Origin of the sequence: Leptospira stimsonii (assembly GCF_003545885.1) — a bacterium.
Classification (GTDB): Bacteria; Spirochaetota; Leptospiria; order Leptospirales; family Leptospiraceae; genus Leptospira; species Leptospira stimsonii.
This window is the reverse complement of sequence record NZ_QHCT01000004.1, coordinates 187,163-210,000: the sequence shown is the minus strand read 5'-3', so window position 1 is coordinate 210,000 and position 22,838 is coordinate 187,163. Positions and strand designations below refer to the sequence as shown.

The window sequence follows — 22,838 nt, the reverse complement described above, 5'->3', positions numbered from 1 at the left end:
TTCGGAAGGAATCAGGCAGTTCGAAAAGGTGATCGGTCATCTCAAGAGCAATTATCCTGAAATTCCTATCGTAGCCGATATCAAACGTGGGGACTTGGACAATACGGCGCGACAATATGCGCGTTATTATTTCGGGGATCTGCAGGTCGACAGTCTTACACTTTCTCCATACATGGGACTCGATTCCCTTCGTCCTTTTTTAGAATATCAGGATCATCTTGTATTCTGGCTTTGTTTGACTTCCAATCCGGACTCGTCTCAGTTTCAAAAGAAACATTTTTCCGAAACGGGAAGAACTCTTTATGAAGAAGTGGCTTATGTTGCCAACTCGATCTCTCCGATCAACCTTGGCTTTGTAGTCGGCGCTACCAATCCTCAAGAACTCGAAACCCTCCGGAAGCAAAATCCGGATCGTATCTTCCTAATTCCGGGCTTTGGAGCGCAAGGCGCAAAAATCGAAGACTTACTTCCGGTCTGCGGAATCAATTCGCTTATCAATTCTTCTCGCGGAATTCACTTTGCGTCCAGCGGTTTGGATTTTGCGACACGGGCGGGACTGGAAGCGGAGAAAATTCACAAGTCGATGCAGGCTTATTTCTCCAGGTCCTAGATTCCGTATTTCCGACTACTTCGATCGGCAGAAAGTAAGATCGATTTAACGGAAGGAAGAACTCTAACTCATGCGACCGCTTTGCAAGAACCTATACCCGACCGTGTAATCCGATTTTGTTTTGTATTCTTTGTTTTTATACGGATTCAAAATGCGGAAGAGGCGGCTTGTCCGAACATCGATCCATACAAAAGAGTTTTAAGTTTAGAATTTTCGGTTCGGTCTGAAAGAACTGCAATTCTCCTCTCCAAACTTAGAATAGACGGAATTCGAATTCATGGAAAGGAAACTGGTTCGAAAGAATCCGTTAAACTTTTCGTAAAAATCAAGGAAATCGATTTTGAAGAATTCTTTTCAGGCAGAGTAGATTATATAAGGTCGTCGCTTACGGTTCTCGTTCCGGATCTTATTGTCAGTCTTATTTAAGAAGTTACAAAATTCCCTCGCGTTATAAGGCATTCGTTCGAGAGATAAAAATCCCCGATCCTCAACTGAATTGATCTTTATCCACGATTTCATTCAACTTAGGAAGAAGAATCCCGGCCTTCTCCTTCCTAAATATAAGAAAATTATTATATCGGTTTTGGATCGTTCGGTTTAGAACGAGGATAGGCCTGTAACCGATTCTTCTTTTTTTGAAGAACTTTCTCCGCCGCCGAAATGAAAGCCGACCCCGATCATACCCGAGTAGTCGTTGTAACGGATTCTTAGATCGCTGTTGTAATAGCGGCTGATCTGAGAGCCTTCGGCTTCCGTAAAAACGAAGAATCGATCGAAGTTCAGTTTAAAACCCAAGCGTGCAAATCCGCGGTAGGAGGCAAAGCGGTCGAAGCCGTTCACACCTAACCCGATCGAAACGTAAGGATCAAAGGTCTTACCCGGCCTCATGTGAAACGTAGGTCCTAAATCTAAAAAAGTCAGCGAGAAATTATTTCTTTCTCTAAGCGGATCGCTATGTAAGGAACCGCTAAATAAGGCTCCATTCGCTATGTCTCTATTTTGTCCCGTGGATTCATAGGTATAGAGTAGATATGGATATACTTGATTTACCGAAGGGTTTGTGCTGAGAGAAAAAATCTTATGCGTAATTCCGAATTCGAATCCGAAATATCTAGGATTGTATTCCGCTGAGATACGATAATTGTTTGCCTTACCTTTGTTGTCTTTATACTCAGTTTCGTTTGCGCCTCCAATACCTCCACCGATCTTTAGAGACCAAGGCGAATACTGTGCGTTAGCCTTCGTATCACTTTGTGCAAAAACGCCTAACGCAGGAAAGAGAGCACAAGAAAGACCTATTAAGAAAATAGAATATTTTTGTTTCATTGATAACCACCTTTTGCTGTTTACGACCAAGCATGTTCCACGGGTTGTTTCTTTTTCCGTAAATTTACAAACGCGATTTATAAATAGGAAACGATATCGAATACTTGAGTATCGAAATGAAGGAAAAAAATCGAAGCGTATTTTCAATCTTTCGCATAACGTGTATTTCTCTAGATATAAATTCATCTCTTAGATCAATGCCCTTCTTTATTTTTAAGAATTTGGCAATGTTTTAATAAATTTAAACCCGGTTTTTCCTGACTTGATTTTGTACAACGGATCCAGGGAGCAGGCTTTGGAATAGAAGTGTTGCGGTCCGTTTCGGGAGCGTTCCTGAACGTTTAAGACCTTTGTAAAAAAGAAAATATCCACGGAGGAATTCTCTTTTCTTTTTTATGGATGCAATTCTCCAATTCCCGAAGACGATGGAAACGAAAATAGAACGAGTTGAAGATTCTTCTCGTTTCAAGAAGGAACGGTTATGGGAGCTGAGTTTTGGGAAACGTTAACAAGGTTGATTCCTCTTTACGGAGGACCGGGTCTGGCAATTGTTTCTTTCGCGGCCGCGACGATTCTTCCATTCAGTTCGGAAGCCGCCCTCGTATTCGCCATCGTTTCCGGACTTTCAATCAAGGAAGCGATCTTATGGGCATCGATCGGAAACTGTTCCGCCTGCGGGGTCAATTACGGTCTGGGAATTTGGTTTCGCTCCGGGGTGGAAACAAAGATCGAAGAATCCAAACTCTATTCTTACATTGCTCATACAATGCAAACCTGGGGACATTTTGTTCTCTTGCTTTCGTTTCTTCCGGTTGTTGGGGACCCGATTACAATTCTATCCGGCTTTTTTAGACAAAGACTGTCTTATTTTATTCCCATTGTCTTTACTCTCCGTATCGCCCGTTACATAGTTCTCGCTTACGGCGTAGTGAACGTTTGATCTCCTTTTCAAAACACAGGTGCTTGTTTCTTTAGGCATAACAAGTGAAACGAAAATGAAATTATTTTTAGAAAGTTTTTTTCACATCCGATCGCATTCTAACTGTCTATTATACACAAAGAAAGGACGGGAAGTTCTTGAAAAAAAAATTGAAAAAGCAAACCGGTGAGTCGGTTGCTAAAAAGAAAACTTCTGGGAAAAAAATTTCTGCCCAGACCGAATCGAAAAAGAAGAAAGAATCCTTAGCAATCATCGGGACCGGAATTGCCGGAATGGGTTGCGCTCACTTCTTACAAAAAGAATTCGATCTTACGATCTACGAAAAGGGTTCGTATATCGGCGGACATACAAACACGGTGGACGTCGACGAAGACGGAACGAAGATTCCGATCGATACGGGTTTTATCGTGTTCAATCACGTGACGTATCCGAATCTCAAACGTCTTTTTGAAGAATTGGACGTTCCCACCAAAAAGTCGTCGATGTCTTTTAGCGTTCAGCATCTTTCGGATGGACTGGAATTCTGCGGATCCGGAATCAATGGTCTTTTTGCGCAAAGAAAGAATTTCTTTAATCTGAGATTCCTAAGACTTCTGTACAATATCAATCGATTCAACAAAGAAGCTCCAAAGATATTAGAAAATTCTAAATATATGGATTTTACCCTCGACGAATACATCGTCAAAGAAGGATATCATCGAGATCTTTTGGATTATTATCTCGTTCCAATGAGTTCCGCCGTTTGGTCCACGCCGGACGACCTTATGCTTCAATTCCCCGTCTACGGATTGGTTCGTTTTTTTCTAAACCACGGCTTTATGGGTTTGAATACGCAACACCAGTGGTATACGGTTCACGGAGGTTCAAGAGAATACGTGAAACGTTTAACAGCTCCGATAAAGAATCGTTTTCAACTGAATTCCGAGGTTCGATCCGTGGAACACGTAGGAAAGAAGGTGAAAGTAACTTTGAAGAACGGAAAGGCGAGCCTATTCGACAAAGTGATTCTTGCGACTCACGGGGACATTTCTCTGAAACTTCTGAGCAAGCCGACAGCGCTTCAAAAAGAATTATTAAAAGAATTCAAGTATCAGAAGAATATCGCAACCTTACACACGGACGACATTTCGATGCCGAGGACAAAACTAACTTGGTCTTCTTGGAACTATCGTATCGAAAAAGTAAAAGGGAGCCTACGTGCTTATACCGTCTATTGGATGAATTCTTTGCAGAACGTTTCTAAAAAGAAGAATTATTACGTTTCGATCAACGATCCGGGAACCGTGGATCGGAGAAAGATCATTCAAGAAATTGAATATGAACATCCTTTGTTTAGTGTAGGATCTTTGAACGCGCAAAAACGTTTACAGGAACTCAATCGGGAAGGAAACGTTTTCTTCTGCGGAAGCTACTTTCGGAACGGTTTTCACGAAGACGGTCTTTGGTCCGCGAGAATTTTGAGTGAAACCTTATTGGGCAAGAAGGTCTGGGATTGAATTCCTGCATTTTTCAGGCTAAGGTCATGCACGATCGTAGATCGCCTAGAAAAAACCGTTTCCGATACGGCATATTCACTTTCGCTCTCGATTTGGACGAGTTGAATACGTTGAATCAAACGTTTCGATTTTTCGGCGTAGATAGAAGATCGTTCTTCCGTTTTTCGACGAAAGATCATCTCGATTTCGGTAAAACTTCCGTAAAAGAAAATATCTTAGAGTATCTAAAACAAAACGGAGTTACGGAAAAAATCAAAAGGGCGATCTTAATCACGAACGTTCGCGTTTTGGGCTATGTCTTCAATCCTGTTTCGTTTTATTACCTTTTCGACGAGAAGGAAGAACCACTTTGCGCCGTCGCGGAAGTGGGAAATACTTTCGGAGAACAGAAGCCGTTCTTCTTAGGAAAAGATTCTTGGAAGGACGGAGCGTTTCGACTGAGAACAGGAAAATTCTTTTACGTATCTCCTTTTGTCGGTTTGAAATCCGAGTTCGAATTCACACTAAGACCTTCCTTTGAAGGTTTGAATATTCGTATCGACGCACTCGAGGATGGCCAACCCGTTATGGTGACAACGTATACGGGAAGAAGATTGGAACTTTCGGACTGGAATTTAGTGAGAATGTTTTTCCGTTATCCGCTCGTAACAGTCAAAGTAATTGTTCTGATTCACTGGCAGGCTTTGAGGTTGTTTCTCAAGGGTCTGCCTTATATTAAAAAAGAAGAAAATATCGATTTGCAAAAAGGAGTTCATCTTGGAAAGAACCACTGAGTCCAATTTAAAATTTCAAGATTCGGAAATGGCGATCACAACCGGCGCAACTAAGTCGTTCGGTTTTTATAAGAATCTGTTTTTTAGAGCCTTGTCACCGATGCAGAAAGGTTCGATCCGTTTGATCTTACCGAACGGAGAAAAGGCCTATCTCGGAAATCCGCAGAGCGACGATCCTCCGGAATTCCACAAGGGAATTATTCATATCCACAATCCGATTTTCTTTAAGAAGACGGTATTGAACGGAGATCTCGGTTTTTCGGAATCTTATATGGACGGAGATTGGGATACGGACGATATCCGTGCCGTAATATCTTGGTTCATTTACAACTTGGAAAATTCTCCCTCAGTGAGCGGAAGTAAAAATAAGTTCGCTCACTTGAGCCTTACGAATATCGGAAGCAGAATATTGCATCTCTTTCGAAAAAATTCGATTCGTGGAAGTAAGAAGAATATCGTCGAGCACTACGACTTAGGCAACGACTTCTATAATAAATTCTTAGATCCTACGATGACATATTCGTGCGCTTATTTCCGGACGATGGAAGAAAGTTTGGAAAAAGCACAGCTTGCAAAACTGGAAATACTCTGTAATAAACTTCAATTGAAGCCAAGCGATCATCTTTTGGAAATTGGAACCGGATGGGCGGGTTTGTCTACGTATGCCGCGAAGAATTACGGATGTAAGGTGACCACATACACGATCTCCGAGGAACAATATCGGTATGCGACCGAGAAAATAAAGGCGGAAGGTTTATCGGATCGAATCGAAGTTCGAAAGAACGATTATAGAATGGTAGAAGGATCTTACGATAAACTGGTAACGGTAGAAATGTTGGAAGCGGTCGGCCACGAGTATTTCGAGGATTTTTTCGCGATGTGTAATCGTGTTTTAAAAAAGGACGGAATCATGGTTCATCAGATCATCACAAGTCCGGATGCTCGGTATGAGTCCTTCCGTAAAGGTGTGGATTTTATTCAAAAACATATCTTTCCTGGATCACTTCTTCCTTCGATCGGAAGAATCAATCAAGCGATCAATAAGACGGGAGACTTTCATCTCTATTCTCTGGAAGATATCGGATCCAAATACGATCACACGTTGATGACTTGGCTGAAAGGATTCGACTCGAACATCGCTCTGATCCGCGATATGGGATTTAACGAATCGTTTATTCGGAAGTGGAGATATTATTTTTCCTATTGTGCGGCCGCGTTCTCGATGAAAAATATCAGCGTGGTTCAAGTCGTATATACGAGACCGAATAATCTCACTCTTTGAAAAATAGATTTCAAAAGGAGAATTCAAAGCGGAAGGTGAGAATATCGTGAAAGAAACAAATTCTCACCAAAGCAAAGGATCGATTTTTCATTTTTTCAAACACTTTGCACCGAAGAACGTTTTGGAAATTATCAAGAGGGAACTTAAATCCGGGATCACACCGGAAAAGATCACTTTGAGTATCATAGTCGGTGCCGGAGTGGGAGTTTTTCCTTTGATCGGAACTACGATGACGATTTGTGGAATCTTGGGAGTTCTTTTTCGATTGAATCCGGTAACGATTCAGCTGGCGAATTACATCGTGTATCCCTTACAGATTCTTTTGATCTTTCCGTTTTTAAAAACGGGTTCCGATATCTTAGGAATTCCCTTGGATCTCCATTGGGCGGAGAATATTAGCGTCGAAAATATCTCCGAAATCGCGAAAGGGATATTTGACGTGGCGGGTTTTGCGGTTCTAGGTTGGTTCGTCTGGATCCCGGCAATTTCGCTTCTTCTCTATTTTGCTTTTTTACCCTTCGTGAGAAAAGCCGGAAGATTATTCGATTCGAAGAAGAAAGATATTCAATAAATAAGGAAGTCGAAACCGATGTTTTTACAAATTCTAACTCTTATGTTGTCCGCTTGGGCGGTCGTGATCGTTTTGATGACGATCCTTTGGTGGTTCGGAAAACGGGCAAACAATTACGCCGTCGTGGACGTCGGGTGGGGACTTTGTATTTCGACTGCCGCGATCGTTTATTATTGGTTAGGCGATGGATTTCCTTTGAGAACCGCGCAGATCACCGCAATTGTTGCCTTCTGGGGATGGAGACTTTCTCTTTTTATTCTTATAACGAGGGTTTTTTCGGGACACGAGGATCCGCGTTATACGGCCTTTAGAGCGGAATACGGAGATCAAGTGGACCGAAAGTTTTATACGAACATCTTTCAGTTTCAAGGAATTCTTGCCGTATTATTGAGCATTCCTTTCGTATTTCCGAATATAAATGATAACCCGAACACGAATTCCTTCGAGATCCTCGGGATCGCATTGTTCATTATCTCCGTGTTAGGCGAAGCTTGGGCGGATTTCCAACTCAACGAATTTAAGAAAAATTCGGAGAACAAGGGAAAAGTCTGCGACGTCGGATTGTGGAGGTATTCGAGGCATCCGAATTATTTCTTCGAGTGGTTGATTTGGATCTCTTTCGCTCTTTTCGCGTTGGGTTCTCCTTACGGCTGGATCGGTTTGATTTCACCGATCGTAATGTATATTCTTCTAACGAAGGTGACCGGCGTGCCTCTAAACGAAGTAGGGCAACTCAAATCCAAAGGCGAGTTATATCAGGAATACATTCGAAAAACGAGTGCATTCTTTCCTTGGTTTCCGAAAGCATAAGCTTCGGAACGAATTGAAAACGATTGCTCACAAAGTAAGACCGGTCGAATAAAGAGTTCAAAAGTCAAAGACCGGCCTTGAGCATTTAAACATTCTAAAAATAGAATATAATAAAAAGAAGGATATTCTTTCATGAAGTGGATTTACGATTTGATGGAGAAAGACGTTTTCCCGAACTGGTTGATTCGAATTCGGATACGTCAGCTATTAAAACAGAGATTGCGCGACGAAGACAAAGGTTCACTCGAGAAAAATCAGAAACATCTGATGGAATACGTGAATCATCTGAAAAAATCTCCGATAGCGATTCATACTGGCGCCGCGAACGAGCAACACTACGAGGTTCCCTCCGAATTCTTCAAACTCGTGATGGGAAAACATATGAAATACAGTTCAGGTTATTGGGATACAAAGAACACATCCTTTGACGAATCGGAACGGAGAATGCTTGAGATCACGTGCCAAAGAGCACAAATCGAAAACGGAATGAGTATTCTGGATCTGGGATGTGGTTGGGGTTCCTTGTCGCTTTATATGGCCGAGAAGTTTCCGAAGTCTTCCATAACCGGAGTTTCGAATTCGAAGAGTCAAAAGAAGTTCATCGATGGAGAAGCCAAAAAAAGAGGACTCAAAAATCTAACGATTCTGACCGCCGATATGAACGAGTTTAAGATTGCAAAAAAATTCGATCGTTTAGTTTCCGTCGAAATGTTGGAACACATGAAGAATTATGAGAAACTATTTGAGAAATTTTCCGGATTCTTAAAACCGAACGGACTCTTCTTTGTGCATATTTTTACGCATCATAAATTTGCCTATGCCTTCGAAGTCGTGGACGATACGGATTGGATGTCCAAATACTTTTTTACTGGCGGTCAAATGCCTTCTCACGATTTGTTTTTGTATTTTCAAAAAAACTTTCAGATTCAAAATCAGTGGGTCGTAAACGGGAATCATTACGCGAGAACTTCCGAGGCTTGGCTCGATGGAATGATTCGGAACAAGGATCAGGTGATGAAAGTTCTTTCCGATACGTACGGGCCCGATCAGGCGGTGAAGTGGTTCGTATATTGGAAGGTTTTCTTTATGGCTTGTGCGGAATTATGGAAGTATCGGAACGGAGAAGAATGGATCGTTTCACATTATCTTTTCTCAAAACGTTAGACGACACCGAATAGGATTCCGAGGCGCTCCTACGTTGCCTTTGCTAGGCTCAAAAGAAAAGTAGAGACTTCTCTTTTACAAAAAAAAACAGCGGAAAAAACTTGGGACCGGACAGAGAAAAGTCCGGCTCTTGAATACGAAAGAAGATCGTGCCTATCTATAAACCGAATAGAAAAAATCTACTTTTGATAACGGCTACGGAAATTCTCGGAGAGAAAGTTTCACTTTTGCAACTCGCTGGTTCCGGATTTGGGAGTTAGATAAGAGCGCGAAGGATTGTTATAGGAAGACCTACGATCAGTTCTTGCTTGCAAAAAGAATAATTTTGTGATAGAGAAAAACTCCCGAGTTTTCCCACGGACCCGCCTCCACCACCCAATTTAGGGTGGGGTGACCGAAGTTTTCACGACAAAAGTCGGAACTACGACGAGGTTTTTCAGGCTCCCTTCGTTAACGAAAAGGAAACGGGAAAGGAGTTTTTTCCCGCGATTTTTTATCAGTAATTTAATTTGAGAATTTTGATTTCTTTTTCTTCGAAACGAATCGTTTCTTTGAGAGTCTGAAACTTTTCCGCAGAAAAAGGATTCTGATGATTTCTGATTTCGGTTTTTAACTTTAGAATGTCTTCATAAAGATTCAAAATTTCTAAAGTGTTTTCCGTCGCTTCCTTTTTGTAAAGATCGCGAACCATGGAAATGAGCCTCGTTGGTATATCGGCGTGTACAACCTCGATCCAACTCAAGTCCTCGATTTCTCTAAAGATCCAGTTTTGGAGATAAAGGGCCACCAATCTCTCCATTCTCATGATCTCTTCTTTGGTGCTTCTCGGAGAAATGCTCTTGTAAAAACGATATCTCTTTCTGAGATGTTTCCCAGTCGCAACGGAGTCGATAGGGTTGGATTTTAGTTTATTCCATTCTTCCACGAGAAGAGGAAAGTATTCTTTTCCGAAAAAGGGTTCACCCATTTCGCAAATATGACTCGCGGAAGGTTCGAAGACACGAAGTCTCGCTAAGAAAGAGTCCGTGTCCGCCGTGACTAAATGTACTGGCGCGATTTCTTCGAGAGGACTTAGGATCGCGTTGATCTCTCGAAGGAACGTACTCTTTAACTGATCGCTCGGATCAGCCAAAAGAAAAAAGTTAAAATCGGACGAATCTCGAAAGTCTCCCCTTTGTCTGGATCCGTAATAGAGAATCTCAAACGGTTTTAGGGAAAATACGGTTTGCAGATTTTGTTTGATCGACTCCATCTTCCCTCTCTACTCAAAAAATAATTTCATTCTTGAAAGATTCTCCAGGATTGCGTCATACGCCCTGTCTCTTTCTTCCGGATTGCGAAACGGTAGGGATTTGATATGGTTGAGATCGTTATAGATGATCTCGATCGCATTCGAAGAAGGGTTTTTTTTGATCGTGGATATATAATCCAGGTTGATAATTTCCGAATCTCCCAGCTTCAGCCACATGTCAGATCCTTGCAAGGGATAGAATATGGACCTGTACAGAATTGGTCAAGAAGACTAAAAAATTCTGAGACCTTTACGGATATTTTCATGAAATTCTTTTCCGAGCACCGCTGGGGAATTGGCGATCTCGTTTTTTAAGTCCGTTTCAAAGACAAAAACGAAGGATTCTTTCTGCCATTCCCAACGAATATAACAATTTCCATCGTGAATCCCTGTCAGAACGCTGGCCCTGGAATCGTTCGGCATGGGGAAATATTGATATTGTTTATTCTGAAGTGAATTCATTTCTTCGGCGCTCAAAAGATGCTTAAAATCGATCTGATTGTCTTCTGTGTAGGAAGAAGCTCGTATTCGTTCGTATTTACTCTGAGAAGAATTGATCTGAAATTCGTAGAATAATCCTCTTGCGAAAATCCTTCCGGAATTGAGGAGGGTGACTCCTTCCGAGGTTTCAAAGACCACGTCGTAGTTGAGCCTGAGGTAGCGGGGGGTCTCTACTTTTGTCGAAGCACCCTTGCTTTCCGTTGTCCTACAAGTGAGGAAAGGAAAACTGAGACAAAGTATACAAAGAAAAACCCTTTGAGTAATGCCTTCGGGAACGGAAAAGCTTAAGTTTCCTCTATAAAAAGAATTCCGAATATTAGGTACTGATTTCATAGAGATCGTCCTGATAATTTCGAAAAACGTAGGAATGTTCCTTCTTCTCGGCCAGATAATCCGTAGGTAAGGGAACCTTTCCTCCGCCGCCGGTCAGATCGACTACGTAAAGAGGAACGGAAAGCCCGGAGATTCTTCCGCGAATCTGTTTCATGATCTCGACACCTTTTGCGATTTCCACTCGGAAGCCGCTACTTCCCCAGACCTCGTCACATTGATGAAGGTAATACGGTTTGATCCCGATCGCAGTTAAACCGTAAAACAGGTCCTTGAGGACTTCGGGAGAATCATTGATTCCCTTTAAAAGAACGCTCTGGTTGAGAACCATCACATTCCCTTCCTGGATGAGAAGTGCGATCCTTTCTTTTACGAGAGCTGTGATTTCTTTCGGATGATTGAAGTGTGTGATTAGAAAAATCGGGAAGTGCTTTTTTAGAACTCTACAAAGAGAAGAATCGATTCGCATCGGAAGTGTGACCGGATATCGACTGTGAATTCGTACCTGATTGATATGCGAAATGGATTTGAGTTCGCCGAGAAGATAATCCAATCGATCGTCGGAAAGATTGAGAGGATCCCCACCCGAAAGAATCACTTCCTTGATCTCCGTATGTTCTCGAAAATAGGCGAGGGCTTGTTCCCATTCTTCCTTTCCCGGTGTGTGAAAGGATTTGCTCACCTTTCTCTTTCGAGTGCAAAATCGACAGTAGACGGCGCAGACATGGGACAAATACCAGAGCGCCCGATCCTGATAACGGTGCGTAACTCCTTTGACCGGCATATGAGATTCTTCGGCGAGCGGATCCTGTTTTTCGAACCCGTTTCGGATCAATTCTTCTTCTTGAGGAACGATCTGAAGTCGAATCGGACAATTCGGATCTACCGGATCCGCGAGTTCCAGATAATAGGGAGTTGCGGAGAATTCAAAGAAGGTCGAACACGCCTCGAAGGAGAGTTTCTCTTTTTGAGTGAGTTCGATTCTGCGAGAAAGTTCTTCTTGCGTTTTGATCCGATTTTGAATCTGCCATTTCCAATTCAACCACTCGGGCTGGTTTGCTGTTTGGTTTTGTAAGAATGGGGTTTGTGTTAAAGGGAAAGTAGACAGTGGAATCACTCCGTGGCTCTTCTGAAATCCTCGAATCTTCGCGTCTTCCGTCAACCAAGAACTGAAATTCTAAAATCCTAAAAAAAGCCGGAAGGAGGACTTTCGAAACCTGCTTCCGGCCATCTTTTTTATATTGCATCCCCGGTTTAGGACATTCTCACGTTTTAGGAGATTCAGGACAAGAATGAGAATAATTCCAAAAAGGAGATTCTGTTTTCGTCCGAGGAGGAAGGTTCTCTTTGCCCAAAGAAACAACTACCTCGAAACGGGGAGACTTACTCCCTAAATACAGAATTGAATGGTTCCTTAAACAGCCGTCGGTGGAGGTAGAGAGAGATATCGAAATGAGAGAGAAACTCTACCAGATATGATTTCAATTTTGGGAATGGTATGGTTTGGTAAGAATTTACCGGAAAAACAATCCAATCTGAGAAAGTCGACTCGGCCTTTGTCGTCGTCACCGAACGAGATTCCTTTTGTGAATGGATTGGAAACCTGAGTGATGGTTCTGGATTGGGCCTTCGTTCTAACAAGTGGTTTGTACGATTCTAATTTACTCTCCGCAAAACCGTCCGCAAGAAAACATCCTGCAACGATCAGCGCAACCATTCCGAGTAAAGCACGGCGACCCATATTGTTGATTAGATCCGGAAAATGTTGAAAATCAATCCTTTTCCTTTCAAAAAATTCCGGGATTCTAAAGTTTTATTCTATTTTTTTACTTCTACTTCTACCGTTGGAAGAGATCCGCGGAGATATCCGCTTTTTAAAATCGTCTTCTGTCCGTCTTCACTCGTAACGTATGTTATAAAATCATCGATCTTTTGTCCGTGATCGGAAAGATAGAATAGATACAATCCTCTGGAGAGTTCATACGTTCGGTTGTAAACGTTTTCGATGCTTGGCACAACATGAGGTTCCTTTCCGGATAAAGAATATTCCAAAGCGCGAACCCGTCCTTTGTTTTCGAAAAGAGCGCTTCCCATTCCCATAAATCCGATCGCGTTCGGATTGGAATCGATCTCCGCCGCCATCGTGTCGTTATCGGAAACGATTTTGGCATTCGAAGAATATTCCACGTTCTTGCGCGCTTCGTAATTTTTTGCGCCGAGATCTTTCTGTTTCAAAACGTGCGTTTCAAAATAAGCCGCGGTTCCGGATTTATCGTTTCGAATGACAACTTGGATCTTTCCCGCTTTGCCTCCGATTTTGGACCAATCGCTGATTTCTCCGGAGAATATCTTGGACGCCGTTTCCAAACTGATCTTTCGAATCGGGTTCGCAGGATTTACGATGATTGCGATTCCGTCATAAGCGACTGCGAGAGATTCGAACTTTCCTCTGGAGTCGAATTCCTTGAGTTCCTTTTCGGTCAGAGGTCTGCTCGCCGCGGCGATATCCGTCTTGCCCTGGAATAACTTTTCGATTCCTTCGATCGAACCGCCTCCGTTTACGACCACTTGTGTTCCGGATTTTTTTCTGGAATATTCCAATCCGATCATTTGAAGCATCACGTGCATGGTTTCGGACCCGGTCACCGTGATTGTTTCTTTCGGTTTACAATTTCCGGCGAGTGAAGCCGATAGAATGATTGCGCTTAAGATAAGAGATTTCAATTTCATACGTCTGTCTTTACGTTCCTACTTGAGTTCCCCGGGAGAGTGTTTTTGATCTCAAAAAAGTCTATTACAATTCGAATTTGAATTATTACAAATTACCACATTGATTTCGGATCGTTCTAGGAACTCCGTAGAATGGTCTCAGAACTCAAATCGATTCTCTGGAAGGACGGGTGGTTTTGGCACACTTTTCGATCCAATCTTGAGGACGGTTTTCTCCCTGGTCCGTTTTAAAACCATTTTCAAACGTTGAGAGGGAACTGCGACGAAAATCGTCCCGAGAAATTGGTATTCGTAGGAGTTCCTACAAGGGAAGTTTTGCTTGCGAAAAGTTTGATTTTGTGGTAGAGGAAAGTCCCCGGAGTTTTTCCGCCTCCCACCCCTCCACCCAAAAATCGGGGCGGGGCGCGCGAACGTTTACGAAAGAATTGTCGTAGTTCCGACGGTTTCTTCTTGAGATCCTCAAGCGACTTATACTAAGGGCATGGGTCGCTCGTTCTTAGCTTCGCTAAGGGCCAAACGCGAAACTCAACCTCGCTCCCAAGATCGGTCGGGAATGCACTGCGATTTGTCGACTGTGCGCTCCATACGGATCGCGTTGTGTGGCTTCTTTTTCTTGACAGGGCGCCTCTTTCAAAACCAATAGAAGGTGCGCAATTTATTCTTAGGAAAATCCATGACTCTTGGTATCACAGAAGTAAAAAAAGGTATGGTTCTCAAAGTGGAAGGGGATCTCTACTCGGTTGTAAAAACCGAATTCGTAAACCCGGGTAAAGGCTCCGCTTTTATCAGAACAAAACTGAAGAATCTTACCAGAAACAGTTCCATCGAACGGACCTTCAAAGCGGCAGAAAAGTTAGAAAGTGTCGAGTTAGAAAAAAGAAATATGACCATCTGCTACACCGAAGGAGATGATATCATCTTCATGGACTCAAACGACTTCGAACAAATGCCGGTGTCTAAAGAATACGTGGAAGACATTCTTCCCTTCTTAAAGGAAGAAACCGCGATGGAAGTTACTTTCTACGAAGGAAAGCCGATCGGAGTCATTCCTCCGAACTTTGCCATCTTAGAAGTTACATATGCGGAAGAAGGTCTGAAAGGTGACACTTCCGGAACCGCACAAAAACGTGTCACCGTCGAAACCGGCGGAGAAATCAACGTTCCTATTTTCGTTAAGCAGGGCGACGTCGTAAAAATAGACCTGCGAGATCTCACTTACGTAGAAAGGGTCAACAAATAACATCTGCGGAGGTATTACTATGGCAACGATAGTAAGACAAAACGGTCTTCCTGAAATCAAGGAGACGAACGAAGTAAAATCCTTTCTCAAAGAAAGAGGAATCGATTACGACCACTGGAAAGTTCCCGAAGGCGCGACCGAACTTACAAACAAAGAAGTTTTGGCGGACACTGAAAAGGAAAATCTTTTATCAAAACTCGACGATCGTTTTCAAACCTTAAAAGAAAAAGAAGGATATCAATCGAGAGATCTGATCGTACTTCATCCGAATGTTTCCGGTTTGAACGAGATGCTCGCAAAGTTTGATAAAGTTCACTATCACACGGACGAAGAGGTTCGATATATCGTGGACGGTTCCGGAGTTTTCGGTTTTGCTCTCAAAGGCGAAAAATTCTTAGTTCACGTTGTGAAAGACGATTTTATTTCCGTTCCTAGAAATACGAATCATTGGTTCTATCTCGACGACAAAAAAAGAATCAAGGCAGTGCGTTACTTCCAAGACATGAGCGGTTGGGTTCCGAACTACGTCGAAGAAACCAATTCCTTGGACTGATATGTCCGTCAAAAAACAATTGGAACGGCTCTCATCCTTGGGAGCCGCCTATCACAAAAACGGATGGATGCCCGGAACCGCGGGCAATCTTTCCGTTCGTTTCCCGGGAGAATCGGGATTCTGGGTCAGCGGAAGCGGACTCGACAAAAACCTATTAAACAAACGTAATTTTCTTTTTGTAGATTTGGAATCGGGAAAACCGATTCATTCAAAAGAAGCGAAGCCGGAAAAAGGATTGAAGCCGAGCGCGGAAACTTCGATCCACCGTGCGGTATATCGCGCCATGGAAGGCGCCGGTTGCGGGCTTCACGTTCATACCTTGGAATCCAATTTAATCGGAGCCGGCACTTCGAAAGCGGACCCGATCGCGCTCCTCGAGCTTCCCTCCGTTGAAATCTTAAAAGCCTACGGAATCTGGGAAGAGAATCCAAAGGTTTATGTTCCCGTAATATACAATTTTTCGAATGTTCAGGATATTTCCGATTGTCTGGAAAAATATCTGAAAGACTACAAGCCTGTCGTTCCGTTTTGTATCATCGAAAAACACGGGATTACGGTTTGGGGAAAGGATCTAACGCAAGCGAATCGAAATCTGGAAGCGACCGACTTTATTCTCAAATACATGGTTTCTTGGAGGAATTTATCCTATCCGATGGAAACGAAAGCCGTAAGACAGGATCAATCCAATACGGATCAGGATCGGGCCGAAGTATTCTCCACGGAATTTCCGGTATATCCGGCAACCTTTTCGTAAACGGGAATGAATTTGTCTTCCTCCAAAGAAATTTCACCCATTCTTGTCGCCGGGGCAGGTTCGGGCATCGGAAAATCTGTATTAGAAAATCTGAATGCGCTAGGTCAGAACGCGATCGGGATCTCCAGAGCCGGAATTGTGCGTAACTCCGAGTCCACGTTCGAATTTGGAAAGAATTATCACTGTGACCTTTTTCGGACTTCGGAAGTCCCCGAATTCGTGTCTTCCTTGCAGAAACAATTTTCTATTTTATCGGGCGTTTATTTTACCTTCGGAAGTGGTCTTTTTAAACCCGTTGAAAAAATCACATTAGAAGAATGGAATGCTCATTTCGTCCTGAATCTGAATTCTCTTTTTGTCCTCACGAAGGAAATTCTTCCTTTATTAAAACCCGGAGCTTTTCTTTGTTATCTTTCCTCTACCGCGGGTTATCAAGGATTTCCGGAATCGACCGCGTATTGCGCGAGTAGACACGCGATCGCGGGTTTTGCCAAAGCTCTTCGAGAAGAATTAAAACCGAAAGGGATTCGTGTGATTACGGTTTATCCCGGAGCCGTATATACGGATATTTGGAAGGGGAGGGACGGTTTTGATCAGGCCGATATGATCCCTGTGGACGACTTCGGAAAATGGTTGGCGACTCTTTCCACGCTTCCGGACGCGGTTTATCCGGATGAGATCCGACTTCTCCCTCGAAAAGGGATCCTATAATCTATCTTCGCTTAACAAAAACGTTCTCCGAAGAATGTCGATACGGTAGACGAACGGTGAACACCGTCTTTCCCGGTTCGGATTCGAAGACGATCTTTCCATTGTGTTTCTCGACGATCTTCATGCAGATATCAAGACCGAGTCCGCTTCCTTCACCCGGAGGTTTGGTCGTAAAGAAAGGATCAAAAATCTTATCCCGGAGAGAATCCGGAATTCCCGGACCCGAGTCCTCCACTTTGATCACGGCATAGCCGTTTTCCCTTAAGCCGACGATATTCAACTTTCCGGAATAATTCATCGCTTGGACGGCGTTCATGATCAGATTGGTCCAGAGATGAAGAAGATCGTCCCGATAGATCGGAACCGGCGGGAGGTCTTCGAATTCAACCGAAAGTTCGACTCCGTGTCGAAATAGATTTTGATAAAGTGCGAGGACGATCTCCACATTCTCGCGAATATTCGATTCTTCTAAAATACTGTTGCTCTCGAAATGAGCAAGACTTTTGAGAGCGTAGAGAATTTTAGAGGATCTTTCGACCGCGGTTTGAATCGTCTGAGAATTCCGCTCCGGGCCTAATAGATCCGTAATCAATTCTAAAATGGAGATTACCTCGGAATGTTTTAGAATATTCGAATATTCTTCTTCCCTTCCGTAAAGCCCGCATTCGATCGCGATTTCACAGAGGTCGTTCGTTGGATTTTCGATTCCGATCTTTTCCAGATTTGCTTTTACTTCCTTCACCCGTTTCCTTCTTTCCAGGCCTAGGACGAGATCGTTGTGATTTCCCGCTACCTCGATAAGCGTGGAGATCTGATCGCGGATTTCTTGTGGAAGTCGATTTAAAAGTCGGAAATAGTGTTTCGATTTTTCTCGAAAAGATCTCGTATAATGTTGAATGTTCTGATTGGAGGCTTGAATGGCGCCTAACGGATTGTTGATTTCGTGTGCGATTCCGGATACGAGTTGTCCTAAGTCGGCGAGTTTTGCGGTTTGTACGAGTTGGGCCTGGGTTTTTGTAAGTGTATCGATGATTTCTTCGAGCTCTTCTTTCTGATCCTCGATCAACTGATTCTTTTTCGAAATTTCGGCGTAAGCGGATCTTAAGTTTGCGATTTCGTTTTCGGCGTTATAGACATCGGTTAGATCCGTTCCAGCTGAAATGATGTAATTCGTTCTTCCGTTTTTATCCTTTATTTCCCGATTTTCCCATTGAATCAATTTTCTCTCTCTGTATTTTCCGATCCATTGCTCTTGCGTTTTCGGTAGAAATTTCCATCGGATCATTCTCAGATAGATTTTTTTGATTTGTTCCTTCTTATGAGCTTCCGCGAAAATATCCCAGAAGGGAAAACCTCGAACTTCCTCGGAAAGATATCCGAACGCGTTTTCGCAGGCTTTGTTAAATCGAAGAATTTTTCCGTCCTTATCCAAGGCTACAAAAAGGACTCTGGTAGAATCCAAGATCATACTGAGAAAATTTTTCTCTTCGATGGCTCTTTCTTCTCCGAGTTTTCTTTCGGTGATATTTCTTAGGGTCAGAATCCAGAAGTCGCTTTGATCCGCATGGTTCGAAAAATTTCTCAGTATGACTTCGTAATATCTCAGTTCGCCCTTTACGAAGATGCGTAAGTCCGGGAACGAATCGATTTTTTCCTTTCTATAATTTTGGATAAGATGGTCCAGATCCGGATAAATTTCTTTAAGAGTAATTCCGACCGTATCCAATCGACTTAGGAAAAGGACAAAAGCCTCCTCGTTGTAGTCGAGAATAACATTATTCTTATCTAATATAAGAATTCCGTCCTGGATCAGATTGAAAACTTTATCCCTTGCGATCGGGATCAAATCCATCATTCTAAAATAAAATAGGCCGTATGCCCAGATCAAAGCCGCGATAGAACCGGTGATCGGAAATATGTCGAGATGCGGATTGAGAAACGGGAATAAGCCGGCGACCGTCATTAAGCCGCCCAGGAAAGGAAAAATGATTCCGATGAGCAGTAAAAACATCTGGGCCTTTCGAAATCCTTTGAGAGTGACAAACTTCCAGATCAAAATCACGACGATCAAAAATTGCGCTGAAAGGTAATACGTGATGAATAATTTCATCCAAGGGCCGTAGTCGTAGGTTAAGGCCTTCCATGGAGTTTCGGAAAGAAAACAGATGTCAGTTCTGATCCATTCCGGATGGAAACCGGACCATATTATGATTTCATTACATATCGGGAAGAGAATTAATAAAATCGACAAAGGGAATTTGTAGGCGAAGGTGAGCGAAGTCATCCTTGGAATAAAGAAGGAGATCGCGATCACGATGATATCGTTTCCGATAAATTGAAAATCGTCCCAAAATAGGATCCATCTTTCATTCCTGGAAAGTAGTTCGAAAAAACTTCCGAATGAATAGACCGAAAATCCCAGAAGTACGAAAAGGAATTCTTTGCTACCTTGGACTCTCAGATTCTTATACGTGATATAAAAGTTGATGCTGAAGATGAAGAAGGAAAAACAGGAGTAGAACGCAAATGGAGACCAAGTGAGGTCCATTGTTTCTTGAAGAGGTGGAAGGTTCATAATGACTCTACCGAAATGATCTCAAGGACTTTTTTTCCATTGAGAATTGATCGTAGGCTAAGTGGGATCCATTCGAGTGGGAAGTAGAAAAATAAGTTCGGATTAAAATTCGGAATTTTTTATCTTATTACGGGATTCTTCCGCCCAGTCCAAAAAGCCTTTTGCAGTTGTGATTCCAAAATCGAGGGTGATCAAGCTCAGAGTTTTGTTCGTTTCGGTGTTTTCCATCTCGCTTACAAATTTTCGTATGTTTTCGTATATGTCCATTAGGCGGAGAACTTCTTCCTTTGTGTCCTGAAGATGTTTGATCAATATTTCTTTTTTTACATGATTTCCGAAAAAAAGTTTTAAGAGGAGTTCGTTGCGATAAGGTGATTTTTCAACGGGTTTTTCTAACCAGTCTTTTAGTTCCTTTTTTCCTTTCGGAGTGATCTTGTAGATCGTAGTTTCCAGCCCGCTTCCTTTTTTCTCCTTGGAAGATTTGAGACAGCCCTCCTTTTCCAGTTGTTTTAAGATAGGATAGATTTGCCCGAAACTTTCTTGCCAGAAAAAGCCGATACTTTGTTCTATCGTTTTTTTGATTTCGTAGGCGTTCATCGGCGTCTCTCCGAGAATTCCTAAAAGCGCATAACGTGTTTTGTTGATTCTCGCCATTTAAAAAATCGTCCGAAAAAAAAGGGACTGATATGGATCGAATCGAATGGAGAAAAGTATGGACGGTGGAGAGTTCTTGAAAAACTTCATCTCTGTTAAAAGTGAAACCCGAACAAAAGGGCTTTATATCTGTTAGATACTATCTGGTAGATAGAGCAAGCAAAATTTGATATTTCCTAAAACGATCTAAGAAGAGAGAGGAATTCGTTCGTTGAACGCGAGTTATAACTCGCGTTATAAATTCGTTTATCTTTTTTTACCCGCTTCTCGGAAGATCTGAATCATCTTCAATCCGTCGGTGAGATGGGCTACCGCGCTGATTCCACCCATCATCGCGCCGCTCATTCCGGGAGAAGCGGCGTCCGCCCCGGTAAGAAATAAATTTTTTATCGGAGTCACTGGGGAAAACCAAGGTGCTTCTTTTTCGCGAAAACGATCTGGAACGCAAGGAAGTCCGTATATGGTTCCTCGTTTGTGAAGAGTAAAATGCTCGGTGGTCAGAGGTGTGGATACTTCTGCGTATTCCACGTTTGATTTAAAACCAGGGAAGCGTTCTTCGAGATAATCCAAAAGCCGATCTCGAATGGAATCTTTTAAATTCTTATAATCCTCGTCTCTTTCTTTCCAAGGTTGATCCTTCCATTTTGCGAAAGGTTCGTAGTCGCTGAATGCGATGACCTCGGCGGTGTGTCCGTGTGCGTGGGGATCCTTGAGAGACGGAAAAGAAAGATAAGCGCCCGGAACCGGCTTGTCTCCTTCGATCCAATCGACTCCTTCCTTAAAATTTTGATCATGATCGAAAGAACTATAAATCCAATAATTCTCTCCTAAAAATCCCATCTTTTTCGGATCGTCCTTAAGGCCGAGATATAAGGTTACGTTCGTTGTCAGAGGAAAACGATCGGTAAAGGATTTGAGTTTATCTAAGAATGGAATCTGATATCGGGAAGGAATGAGTTTCGTATACGTGTTGTAAGCTCCCGCGTTGGAAACGATTGCGTCCGCCGTATATTCTTCGAAAACGTCTTGTTTGGCCTCTTCGGATTTTTTTCGATTCTTAACTCGAACGCCGACGGCCTTTCCGTCTTGGATGAGAATTTCCTGAACTTCTCGGGAAAGAAGAATTCTTCCTCCCTTTTCTTGGATGATCTTTTGTATCGATTGTGAGATCACTCCGGAGCCTCCGATCGGATAATAACCCCCTTTGAGATAGTGCGCGACAATCAAGGCATGAATCGCAAACGCGCTGAGAGAAGGTGGAAGTCCGTAGTCTCCCCATTGTGAAACCAGAATGGCTTTCAGTTTGGGGGATTTAAAATTCTTATCCATGTATTCTTTGGTTGTGATCAAGGCCGAGTCGGCGCCGATCAGATCGATGGCGTGTCCGAATTTATCCAAGAACGGGGGAAGGGCTTTGAGCATCATATGTCTTCCGTGCCAGCCGGCGACTTTCTGAACGTCTTCAAAATAATGGCCGATAGCTTTCGATTCTTCGGGGAATAAAGACATTAGATCTTTCTTATATTCTTCCGGATCACTATTTTCTCCGAAGGTGATTCCAGGATAGACGAACTTTTCGAAGATCTGAGGCATTTTGAACCATTGGACTTCGTCTTTTGTGATGAGATCGAAAATTTTTCGAAGCATGGAATTCTCATCCATATCTCCGATATAGTGGATCCCCACATCCCAGAGAAACTTTCCCTCTCGTTTGAAGGCGTGGGTGAATCCTCCAGCCTTAAAGTGTTGTTCGAGTATCAGAACTTTCTTATCCCGATATTGCGCCATCAAAGATGCGACTGTCAATGCTCCGATACCGGATCCGATCAGAATGAGATCATAGTGTTTTTCTTTGATGTCCATCTTTGTGCATTCTCCCGAAAATGGTTTCGGTCAGATTGTCCTCATAAGAATGATTTTGTCTTCTTAAAAATAAAAAGGTGCTCCGGTTTCGAAGCATTACAAATTACTTAAGGAAGGATGGAAGAAAAAGATAAAATCTCGCAGGGTAGAAACGGATTCTTATCGTTCGAATTTTTACGGAAAGATTTTTCGATGAATGAGTTTTGCGGTGATTTCGTTTTTTGGGAACGGAAAATTCTTTTAATGATTTTTCGAAGGGGAACTTTGTTTTCGATCAAAAGAGAAAAGCCGGGATTAAACCCCGACTTCTTCTTCCTCGGTTTCGGATTCTTCTTCGCCTTCGCTCATCAACTCTTTGAGTTCGTTGTAGGCTTTATCCTTTTCTTGAACTCCGGTTTTTTTGATCGCTTTGCGAAGAACATTCTCCCATTGTTTCTCGGGGAGATTTGCTTGGATGTCTTCTAAAAGTTCCAAGATGGCAATGTCGTCTCCTGTGTTGAAGATTTCCGTTGCATCGTATCGAAAGAGGGCGGATAACTCATCGATGTATTCACCCACGCTAGATCCTTTCCCGGAGGCGAGCCTCTTGTCTTGAAGCTGTGTCTTTTTTTCTGCCTTGCGGAGGTCTCTTTCTCTTCTTTCCAGTTCAGTGCGTTTCATAGAA

Annotated in this window: 24 protein-coding genes (1 of these 24 cut by a window edge); 13 read left to right on the top strand and 11 right to left on the bottom strand. The window is 42.7% G+C overall.

Going from position 1 to position 22,838, the window contains the following annotated elements:
- Positions 1–610, top strand: partial view of an orotidine-5'-phosphate decarboxylase gene (gene pyrF / locus DLM75_RS15395; RefSeq protein ID WP_118969386.1) — the 3' portion only. The gene continues 206 nt to the left of window position 1, outside the view; 610 of the gene's 816 nt are visible here — the last part of the coding sequence; its start codon lies beyond the left edge, outside the window; it ends in the stop codon at positions 608–610.
- 81 nt (positions 611–691) lie between these two features.
- Positions 692–1,036 (top strand): hypothetical protein, encoded by a 345-nt coding sequence (locus DLM75_RS15390; protein WP_118969385.1) that lies wholly within the window; start codon positions 692–694, stop codon positions 1,034–1,036.
- A 171-nt stretch (positions 1,037–1,207) separates the two neighbouring features.
- Here DLM75_RS15390 and DLM75_RS15385 read toward each other — a convergent pair whose 3' ends face one another.
- A complete protein-coding gene (locus DLM75_RS15385) occupies positions 1,208–1,936 on the bottom strand; it encodes a hypothetical protein (protein ID WP_118969384.1) in 729 nt (242 codons plus the stop codon).
- 481 nt (positions 1,937–2,417) lie between these two features.
- On the opposite strand from DLM75_RS15385, the gene DLM75_RS15375 reads away from it, so the two are divergent.
- The 7 genes from DLM75_RS15375 to DLM75_RS15340 all read left to right on the top strand — a co-directional run bounded on the left by DLM75_RS15375 (position 2,418) and on the right by DLM75_RS15340 (position 8,972).
- Entirely contained in the window at positions 2,418–2,876 is a 459-nt protein-coding gene (locus DLM75_RS15375) for a YqaA family protein (RefSeq protein WP_118969382.1), read from the top strand.
- 137 nt (positions 2,877–3,013) lie between these two features.
- Positions 3,014–4,372, top strand: a complete 1,359-nt coding sequence (locus tag DLM75_RS15370; RefSeq protein ID WP_118969381.1) for an NAD(P)/FAD-dependent oxidoreductase — start codon at positions 3,014–3,016, stop codon at positions 4,370–4,372.
- Positions 4,369–5,145, top strand: a complete 777-nt coding sequence (locus DLM75_RS15365; RefSeq protein WP_118969380.1) for a DUF1365 domain-containing protein — start codon at positions 4,369–4,371, stop codon at positions 5,143–5,145. Before DLM75_RS15370 ends, DLM75_RS15365 begins: the two co-directional genes overlap by 4 nt.
- Positions 5,129–6,427 carry an SAM-dependent methyltransferase gene (locus DLM75_RS15360; protein ID WP_174715094.1) on the top strand — a complete coding sequence of 433 codons (1,299 nt, stop codon included), beginning with the start codon at positions 5,129–5,131 and terminating at the stop codon, positions 6,425–6,427. Before DLM75_RS15365 ends, DLM75_RS15360 begins: the two co-directional genes overlap by 17 nt.
- 43 nt (positions 6,428–6,470) lie before the next feature.
- Positions 6,471–6,998, top strand: coding sequence for a DUF2062 domain-containing protein (locus DLM75_RS15355; RefSeq protein ID WP_118969379.1), 528 nt, complete (start codon positions 6,471–6,473; stop codon positions 6,996–6,998).
- 18 nt (positions 6,999–7,016) lie between these two features.
- Entirely contained in the window at positions 7,017–7,808 is a 792-nt protein-coding gene (locus tag DLM75_RS15350) for a DUF1295 domain-containing protein (RefSeq protein WP_118969378.1), read from the top strand.
- A 132-nt stretch (positions 7,809–7,940) separates the two neighbouring features.
- Positions 7,941–8,972, top strand: a complete 1,032-nt coding sequence (locus DLM75_RS15340) for an SAM-dependent methyltransferase (protein WP_118969376.1) — start codon at positions 7,941–7,943, stop codon at positions 8,970–8,972.
- A gap of 496 nt (positions 8,973–9,468) precedes the next feature.
- On the opposite strand, the gene DLM75_RS15335 is transcribed toward DLM75_RS15340, so the two are convergent.
- The 6 genes from DLM75_RS15335 to DLM75_RS15305 all read right to left on the bottom strand — a co-directional run bounded on the left by DLM75_RS15335 (position 9,469) and on the right by DLM75_RS15305 (position 13,824).
- Positions 9,469–10,224, bottom strand: coding sequence for a hypothetical protein (locus DLM75_RS15335; RefSeq protein WP_118969375.1), 756 nt, complete (start codon positions 10,222–10,224; stop codon positions 9,469–9,471).
- A gap of 9 nt (positions 10,225–10,233) precedes the next feature.
- The gene (locus DLM75_RS15330; RefSeq protein ID WP_100786149.1) at positions 10,234–10,440 is read right to left on the bottom strand and encodes a hypothetical protein; all 207 of its coding nucleotides are present in this window, start codon (positions 10,438–10,440) and stop codon (positions 10,234–10,236) included.
- Positions 10,441–10,494: 54 nt separating this feature from the next.
- Positions 10,495–11,028 (bottom strand): hypothetical protein, encoded by a 534-nt coding sequence (locus DLM75_RS15325; protein ID WP_118969618.1) that lies wholly within the window; start codon positions 11,026–11,028, stop codon positions 10,495–10,497.
- A 52-nt stretch (positions 11,029–11,080) separates the two neighbouring features.
- The gene (locus DLM75_RS15320; protein WP_118969617.1) at positions 11,081–12,202 is read right to left on the bottom strand and encodes a KamA family radical SAM protein; all 1,122 of its coding nucleotides are present in this window, start codon (positions 12,200–12,202) and stop codon (positions 11,081–11,083) included.
- Positions 12,203–12,508: 306 nt separating this feature from the next.
- Complete coding sequence (locus DLM75_RS15310) at positions 12,509–12,835, bottom strand: hypothetical protein (RefSeq protein WP_118969373.1); 327 nt, start codon at positions 12,833–12,835, stop codon at positions 12,509–12,511.
- A 77-nt stretch (positions 12,836–12,912) separates the two neighbouring features.
- Positions 12,913–13,824 carry a phosphate ABC transporter substrate-binding protein gene (locus tag DLM75_RS15305; RefSeq protein WP_118969372.1) on the bottom strand — a complete coding sequence of 304 codons (912 nt, stop codon included), beginning with the start codon at positions 13,822–13,824 and terminating at the stop codon, positions 12,913–12,915.
- Positions 13,825–14,497: 673 nt separating this feature from the next.
- Between DLM75_RS15305 and efp the strand changes: the two genes are divergently transcribed.
- From efp to DLM75_RS15285, 4 genes are read left to right on the top strand one after another with little or no spacing between them, the layout of a single operon-like run.
- Complete coding sequence (gene efp / locus DLM75_RS15300) at positions 14,498–15,064, top strand: elongation factor P (protein WP_069609782.1); 567 nt, start codon at positions 14,498–14,500, stop codon at positions 15,062–15,064.
- Between the two features lie 19 nt (positions 15,065–15,083).
- On the top strand, positions 15,084–15,617 hold the full coding sequence (locus DLM75_RS15295) for a 1,2-dihydroxy-3-keto-5-methylthiopentene dioxygenase (RefSeq protein ID WP_118969371.1): 534 nt from the start codon (positions 15,084–15,086) through the stop codon (positions 15,615–15,617).
- Position 15,618: 1 nt separating this feature from the next.
- A complete protein-coding gene (mtnB, locus tag DLM75_RS15290; RefSeq protein WP_118969370.1) occupies positions 15,619–16,371 on the top strand; it encodes a methylthioribulose 1-phosphate dehydratase in 753 nt (250 codons plus the stop codon).
- A 12-nt stretch (positions 16,372–16,383) separates the two neighbouring features.
- Entirely contained in the window at positions 16,384–17,082 is a 699-nt protein-coding gene (locus tag DLM75_RS15285; RefSeq protein ID WP_118969369.1) for an SDR family oxidoreductase, read from the top strand.
- A gap of 1 nt (position 17,083) precedes the next feature.
- Here the strand turns inward: DLM75_RS15285 and DLM75_RS15280 are convergent, their stop codons facing one another.
- The 4 genes from DLM75_RS15280 to DLM75_RS15265 form a co-directional block, all read right to left on the bottom strand.
- Positions 17,084–19,657, bottom strand: coding sequence for a histidine kinase N-terminal 7TM domain-containing protein (locus DLM75_RS15280; protein WP_118969368.1), 2,574 nt, complete (start codon positions 19,655–19,657; stop codon positions 17,084–17,086).
- A gap of 102 nt (positions 19,658–19,759) precedes the next feature.
- Positions 19,760–20,311, bottom strand: a complete 552-nt coding sequence (locus tag DLM75_RS15275; RefSeq protein WP_118969367.1) for a PadR family transcriptional regulator — start codon at positions 20,309–20,311, stop codon at positions 19,760–19,762.
- A gap of 246 nt (positions 20,312–20,557) precedes the next feature.
- Positions 20,558–22,174, bottom strand: a complete 1,617-nt coding sequence (locus DLM75_RS15270) for a phytoene desaturase family protein (RefSeq protein WP_118969366.1) — start codon at positions 22,172–22,174, stop codon at positions 20,558–20,560.
- 294 nt (positions 22,175–22,468) lie between these two features.
- On the bottom strand, positions 22,469–22,834 hold the full coding sequence (locus DLM75_RS15265) for an LB_289 family protein (RefSeq protein WP_118969365.1): 366 nt from the start codon (positions 22,832–22,834) through the stop codon (positions 22,469–22,471).
- Between the last annotated feature and the right edge of the window lie 4 nt (positions 22,835–22,838).

Coding starts and splice junctions, on each gene's coding strand:
- mtnB (WP_118969370.1), top strand. CDS start 15,619: ATGTCCGTCAAAAAACAATTGGAACGGCTCTCATCCTTGGGAGCCGCC.
- DLM75_RS15335 (WP_118969375.1), bottom strand. CDS start 10,224: ATGGAGTCGATCAAACAAAATCTGCAAACCGTATTTTCCCTAAAACCG.
- DLM75_RS15265 (WP_118969365.1), bottom strand. CDS start 22,834: ATGAAACGCACTGAACTGGAAAGAAGAGAAAGAGACCTCCGCAAGGCA.
- DLM75_RS15375 (WP_118969382.1), top strand. CDS start 2,418: ATGGGAGCTGAGTTTTGGGAAACGTTAACAAGGTTGATTCCTCTTTAC.
- DLM75_RS15280 (WP_118969368.1), bottom strand. CDS start 19,657: ATGAACCTTCCACCTCTTCAAGAAACAATGGACCTCACTTGGTCTCCA.
- DLM75_RS15310 (WP_118969373.1), bottom strand. CDS start 12,835: ATGGGTCGCCGTGCTTTACTCGGAATGGTTGCGCTGATCGTTGCAGGA.
- DLM75_RS15340 (WP_118969376.1), top strand. CDS start 7,941: ATGAAGTGGATTTACGATTTGATGGAGAAAGACGTTTTCCCGAACTGG.
- DLM75_RS15385 (WP_118969384.1), bottom strand. CDS start 1,936: ATGAAACAAAAATATTCTATTTTCTTAATAGGTCTTTCTTGTGCTCTC.
- DLM75_RS15305 (WP_118969372.1), bottom strand. CDS start 13,824: ATGAAATTGAAATCTCTTATCTTAAGCGCAATCATTCTATCGGCTTCA.
- DLM75_RS15270 (WP_118969366.1), bottom strand. CDS start 22,174: ATGGACATCAAAGAAAAACACTATGATCTCATTCTGATCGGATCCGGT.
- DLM75_RS15295 (WP_118969371.1), top strand. CDS start 15,084: ATGGCAACGATAGTAAGACAAAACGGTCTTCCTGAAATCAAGGAGACG.
- DLM75_RS15275 (WP_118969367.1), bottom strand. CDS start 20,311: ATGGCGAGAATCAACAAAACACGTTATGCGCTTTTAGGAATTCTCGGA.
- efp (WP_069609782.1), top strand. CDS start 14,498: ATGACTCTTGGTATCACAGAAGTAAAAAAAGGTATGGTTCTCAAAGTG.
- DLM75_RS15330 (WP_100786149.1), bottom strand. CDS start 10,440: ATGTGGCTGAAGCTGGGAGATTCGGAAATTATCAACCTGGATTATATA.
- DLM75_RS15350 (WP_118969378.1), top strand. CDS start 7,017: ATGTTTTTACAAATTCTAACTCTTATGTTGTCCGCTTGGGCGGTCGTG.